General features: G+C 63.9%; 2 pseudogenes. Both read right to left on the bottom strand.

The annotated features are described in order from the left end of the window. A pseudogene (locus HX846_RS31090) lies at positions 1-314 on the bottom strand (malonate transporter subunit MadM); the annotation flags it as partial. 1 nt (position 315) lies between these two features. Further along, positions 316-468 (bottom strand): annotated as a pseudogene (locus HX846_RS31095) (malonate carrier protein); the annotation flags it as partial.

Below are 468 nucleotides of genomic sequence, written 5' to 3' on the forward strand. Positions count from 1 at the left end.
CCGGCCTTGCGCGCCTCGGTGGCCTGTACTTCAAACGCCGTGGCCACGATGGCAAAGTCCCGCAGCATGGCGCCGCCCATCAAGCCGATCCCGGAAAACAGCGCCACATCCGCCAGGCCTTTCTGCCCGCCGGTCAAGGTACCGCCCACCCAGGCCAGCACCAGCCCGATCACAATCGCGATGGCTGAGCCGTGGATGCGTCCGAAGGTCAGGCGCTTGGACAGCACCACCGAAATCCACATCACCACGCCAACAAATGCAAAGGCGGTGACCAAGCCGTTATTTGCCAGGCCTTTCTCGATGAGTTCCCACATATCAGCGACCTCCCGCGACAGGTGCAACCGCAATCAGCGGCTCTTCATCGGGCAACGGTTCGCCCTTGTGCGTGCGGCTGATCAAGGCAATCGTGCAACCGCACACCACCACCGAACCAATCGCCGCCAGCACCGCCACCGGGCCGCCGTGCAG

Origin of the sequence: Pseudomonas sp. K5002 (assembly GCF_013386655.1) — a bacterium.
Lineage (GTDB): Bacteria > Pseudomonadota > Gammaproteobacteria > Pseudomonadales > Pseudomonadaceae > Aquipseudomonas.